The organism is candidate division KSB1 bacterium (assembly GCA_022566355.1).
In the GTDB taxonomy this organism is placed as follows: Bacteria; Zhuqueibacterota; JdFR-76; order JdFR-76; family DREG01; genus JADFJB01.
Genome location: JADFJB010000198.1, coordinates 1 through 4,790, shown reverse-complemented (window position 1 = coordinate 4,790; position 4,790 = coordinate 1). Strand labels below are relative to the sequence as shown.

Genomic DNA, 4,790 nt, shown 5'->3' with positions numbered 1-4,790 from the left:
AAAAAGCCAAAGAGTACTACTTGATGGCTATTGAGAAAAATCACGTAGATGCGATGTATAATTTGGCTTTATTGTATAAAACTAAATATAAGGATATCAAGAAAGCTGAGCAATACTACTTGATGGCAGCGGAAATGGAAGACGCAGAGGCAATGGAAAGCCTAGCTTGGTTGTACTTTAAAGAGATAATCCATAAAAAAGAAGCCATCAAATATGCAGAACAATCATACAAAAAAGAAAAAAATATTTTTATTGCAAATACATACGCAATGGTTTTACTATGGCATAATGAAATCGAAAAAGCTTATGAAATTGCCAATAAATTTCTGAAAGACAGTGAAACTTTTGATCAGTTCCCTGAAGATGTCCGCCGGTTTATAATGTTGTTAATCGCGAAAAAACAGTATCATCTTACACTGAAAATCTTCAATGAAAATCCTCATCACTTGAAAGACCGTTTCAAACCGATTTTTTATGCTTTGATGTATTTCATGCAAAAGGAATACCCCAACGAATATCGCAAAATGGGCAGCGAATTAAAACAAACGGTTGAGGAAATCATCGAGAAAATCCACCAGTTGGCTAAAGATTATGCATAGGTCTTCAGTTTTCAAGTGCAATTAAGCCATTTTGCTGAATACCTTCAATAAATTGTCACATTAAAAAAATTCACCATTACGTTTTAATTTCTTGTTGAACAAATAAAAAGCACAGTAATTATAATGGTACTAACTATTGCAATTTCCAGCTTAATTAACTATTAATAAGTGTCTGAACGAAAACGCAATAACTGGTGTAATCCCGGTAATTTTTCTGCTATCACGGGGACAAGCTTGAGCCGGATCTAGCCACTCCAGGTAAGTAGATTCCCGCTAAAAACATACGGGAATGACAGAATGTGTGTTTTTTCGTAGAAACACTTATTAAACAGTTTACCGGTTATAAGAAAACCCTAACTAAGGAAAGTTAATGAAGCTCCCCGAAATCCCTTTTGAAAAATATACACTGCCAAACGGTCTGCAAGTGATTCTTCATGAAGATCATTCGATCTCGTCAGTCGCTGTAAATGTTTGGTACCATGTGGGTTCAAAAAATGAGAAACGCGGGCGAACCGGGTTCGCACACCTTTTTGAGCATATGATGTTCGAAGGTTCCAAGCACAATCCCAATGAATATTTCGAGTTATTGGAGAAGGTAGGGGCAAATTTAAATGGATCGACTTCCGAAGACCGGACCAATTATTGGGAGCATTTACCGGCTAATTATCTCGAGTTGGCGTTATGGATGGAATCGGATCGTATGGGTTTTTTGTTACCGGCTATGGATCAGAAAAAACTCGATAACCAGATTGGGGTGGTTAAAAACGAGCGGCGGCAGCGCTATGAAAATCAACCGTATGGCCGGGTTTATGAAACCATGCTTGAAGCGTTGTATCCCCATGACCATCCCTACTCCTGGCCGGTTATCGGCAGCATGGAGGATATTACAGCCGCAACACTAGATGATGTAAAAGCGTTCTTCCAGCGGTTTTACACCCCTAATAATGCCAGTTTATGTATTGCAGGAGATTTTGAACCTGCCAGGGCTAAAGATTGGGTAGAACAGTATTTTGGCGATATCCCGCCAGGACCGCCGTTAGAAAGAATCAAAACCTGGATCCCAAAAATAGATGGCAAAAAACGAATGGAGATGCGGGATCGAGTCGCGTTACCGCGGATTTATATGGCCTGGCATACTCCTCCATTGTTCAAAGATGGCGATGCTGAGTTAGATACCCTGGCGAATATTCTTAGCAGTGGGAAAAATTCCCGCCTTTACAAAAGCCTGGTTTATGAAAAGCAGATCGCACAAGATGTGGGTGCTGTTCAAAGTTCTAATGAAATTGGTAGTATTTTTGAGGTTATTGTCACTGCCAAGCCGGGTCATTCAAATGTTGAAATAGAAACTGCCATTGAAACGGAAATGCAAAATATTCTGCAAACACCTCCCTCAAAACAGGAAGTGGAAACCGTTATTAACGGTTGGGAAGCGCGTTATATCCGGTTACTGCAATCGGTTGGTGGTTTCGGAGGCAAAGCAGATCTGTTGAATCAATATAACATGTTTATTGGCGAGCCAAATTATTTTCAAGATGATCTGAACCGTTATGCGAATGTTACCGCCGAATCTGTCCAATCCTACGCCAGGGAGTTTATCCGGACAGATCGACAAGTTGTGCTTCATGTAGATCCTGAAAACAGTCTCAAGGCTAAAACAAATTCCAGAATCGATAGAAATATAAAACCGACTGGCAGAGAAATCCCTAAGCTCAAAATACCCCATTTCGAAGAAGTTGAGCTTACAAATGGATTAAAACTAATTGTGGTTGAGCGTAATAATCTACCTCTGGTCCAGTTTAGTCTTGTCTTGAAAACAGGATGGGATGCCGACGATCCTGCCAAACCGGGCGTATCGAACCTGACTTCTGACCTTCTAGATGAAGGCACTTCAAATCGCAGCACGCTACAAATATCCCAAGATCTGAAATCAATCGGTGCGGTTTTAAGCTCAAGCTCTAGTTTTGATTCCAGTGGAGTTTCTCTGAATGTGTTAAAAAGACATCTTGATAAAGGACTTGATATTTATTCTGATGTGATTCTCAATCCGATTTTTCCTGATGAAGAACTTACCCGAAAGAAAAAGGATTATTTGGCTCGCATCATGCAGGAAAAGAATGAGCCCTTTATTTCTTCCGTAAAAGCTTTTCTACGCAAGTTGTATGGCAATACACACCCATATGGTCAATCTTATACAGGCAGCGGAACAGAAGAATCCATCCAGGCAATTTCAACGGAGAATCTCAAAGAATTCTACCAGAATTATTATCGTCCCAACAATGCTGTTTTAATTGTTGTGGGAGATATCGACAAAAACCAGGTTGTACAAAATATGGAAAAGATTTTCGGGAATTGGCAAATGACTGATTTGCCTTTAACTGAGATTCCACCATTCCAGCCGATTGAAAAATCTAAAATCTATATCGTCGATAAGCCAGGGGCAGTGCAATCCATCATTTGTATGGGACATTACGGCCAGCCGCGTAATAGTCCTGATTATTATAAATTGGATGTAATGAATACATTGTTAGGTGGAAAATTTACCAGTCGAATTAATATGAATTTGCGGGAAGACAAAGGATTTACTTATGGGGCCAGGTCGATGTTTAATTTCCGCAAAGAGATTGGACCCTTTCTAACCTATGCACCGGTGCATACTGAAAACACTGCTGAAAGTATTACGGAATTGCTTAAAGAATTTCGAGGAATTCGTGGAGAAAAACCAGTGACAGAAGATGAGATCAAAGATACAAAGAACAATTTAATTTTAAGCTATCCGCGTGAGTTCGAAACCATCGGAAAAATTGCCGGAAATTTTGTTGAAATGGTAACCTATAACCTGGCTCAAAACACATTGGAAGAGTATATACCGCAAATAGAATCGATAACGCCGGAAGATGTGATCGAGGTTGCCAAAAAACATATTCGTCCACATGAGATTCAGATTGTAGTTGTGGGAGAAAGAGAAAAAATTGAACCCGGATTAAATGAATTGAATATTGGAGAAATTGGTTATCTTGATGCAGAAGGGAATGAGATAGATCCGTAATTTATTTCTGCTTGCAATATGTATTCAACCGGTATTATAAATGACCATTAATATAAGTGAAATTTTTTATTCGGTACAGGGAGAAGGTGTTAGTATTGGCACTCCGGCTTTATTTGTTCGTTTGCAGGGATGCAATCTTACTTGTTCCTGGTGTGATACTCCTTATACCTGGAAGCCCGGACAAAATAAAGATTTCAAACGTTACCAGGTTTCAGATCTTGTAGATGAAATAGCCGGTCATATTCAGGCTGCGGTTTCCGCACCCATTGTCGTTATTACCGGGGGTGAACCCCTCCTTCAACAAGAACAGATAAAAAAAATAATCCAGCTTTTACGTGAGAGAGAAATTTTAGTACATTATGAGATAGAAACAAATGGTACGATTTTCCCCCATGCTCTTACAGAATTCAAGACAAATATTCAACTCAATGTTTCGCCTAAGCTTGCAAACTCAGATGTGCCGAAAGAGAAAAGATTTTGCAGGGAAATACTTGAACTTCTGGCATCGCCTGATTCCGGATTCCGCACCTTCTTTAAATTTGTAATCACAAATAAAACTGATTTTGATGAGATATTTACTGATTTTGATTTTATCCCCCGGGAGAAAATGATCATTATGCCGGAAGGAGTAACCAAAGAATCCCAGGTCGATGGATTATCCAGCTACGTTGAAATTTGTAAAGAGAATGGCCTTCGCTTAATCCCAAGATTGCATACGCTAATTTGGGAGAATAGGCGGGGAGTGTAGTTGAATGGACAAATTTCAACATTTGGTCATTCTCAGCGGCGGGCTGGATTCTTCGACCATTTTGGCCAAGGTTATTGATGAAAATGATGGTAAAGGGGTAAATGCCATTCATTTTTATTATGGACAAAGGCACCAGCGAGAAAAACAAGCTGCAAAAAAAATAGCTGAGTTTTACAAAATACCGTTACACCATCTGGATCTTTCAAACATTTTTTCATCCGTAAAAGGCAATGCACTTACAGATATCGACGAAGTGGAAATCCCGGAAGGTCATTACACGGATCCATCCATGCGTTTAACGGTTGTTCCTTTCCGAAACTTGGTGTTCATATCTTCAGGAGCTGCATTTGCAGCGTCGGTTGGCGCATCAACTTTGTATATGGGTGTTCATGCCGGC

The 4,790-nt window shown here is 39.7% G+C and carries 4 protein-coding genes; all 4 read left to right on the top strand.

From position 1 onward, the window contains the following. The first annotated feature begins 23 nt into the window (after window positions 1-23). Window positions 24-599 (top strand): hypothetical protein, encoded by a 576-nt coding sequence (locus tag IIC38_20005; protein ID MCH8128206.1) that lies wholly within the window; start codon window positions 24-26, stop codon window positions 597-599. A gap of 370 nt (window positions 600-969) precedes the next feature. Continuing rightward, a complete protein-coding gene (locus tag IIC38_20000; protein MCH8128205.1) occupies window positions 970-3,645 on the top strand; it encodes an insulinase family protein in 2,676 nt (891 codons plus the stop codon). Between the two features lie 40 nt (window positions 3,646-3,685). Beyond that, window positions 3,686-4,393 (top strand): 7-carboxy-7-deazaguanine synthase QueE, encoded by a 708-nt coding sequence (locus IIC38_19995; GenBank protein MCH8128204.1) that lies wholly within the window; start codon window positions 3,686-3,688, stop codon window positions 4,391-4,393. Between the two features lie 4 nt (window positions 4,394-4,397). Then, window positions 4,398-4,790, top strand: a 393-nt coding sequence (locus IIC38_19990; protein MCH8128203.1) for a 7-cyano-7-deazaguanine synthase, incomplete at its 3' end; no start/stop codon positions are given.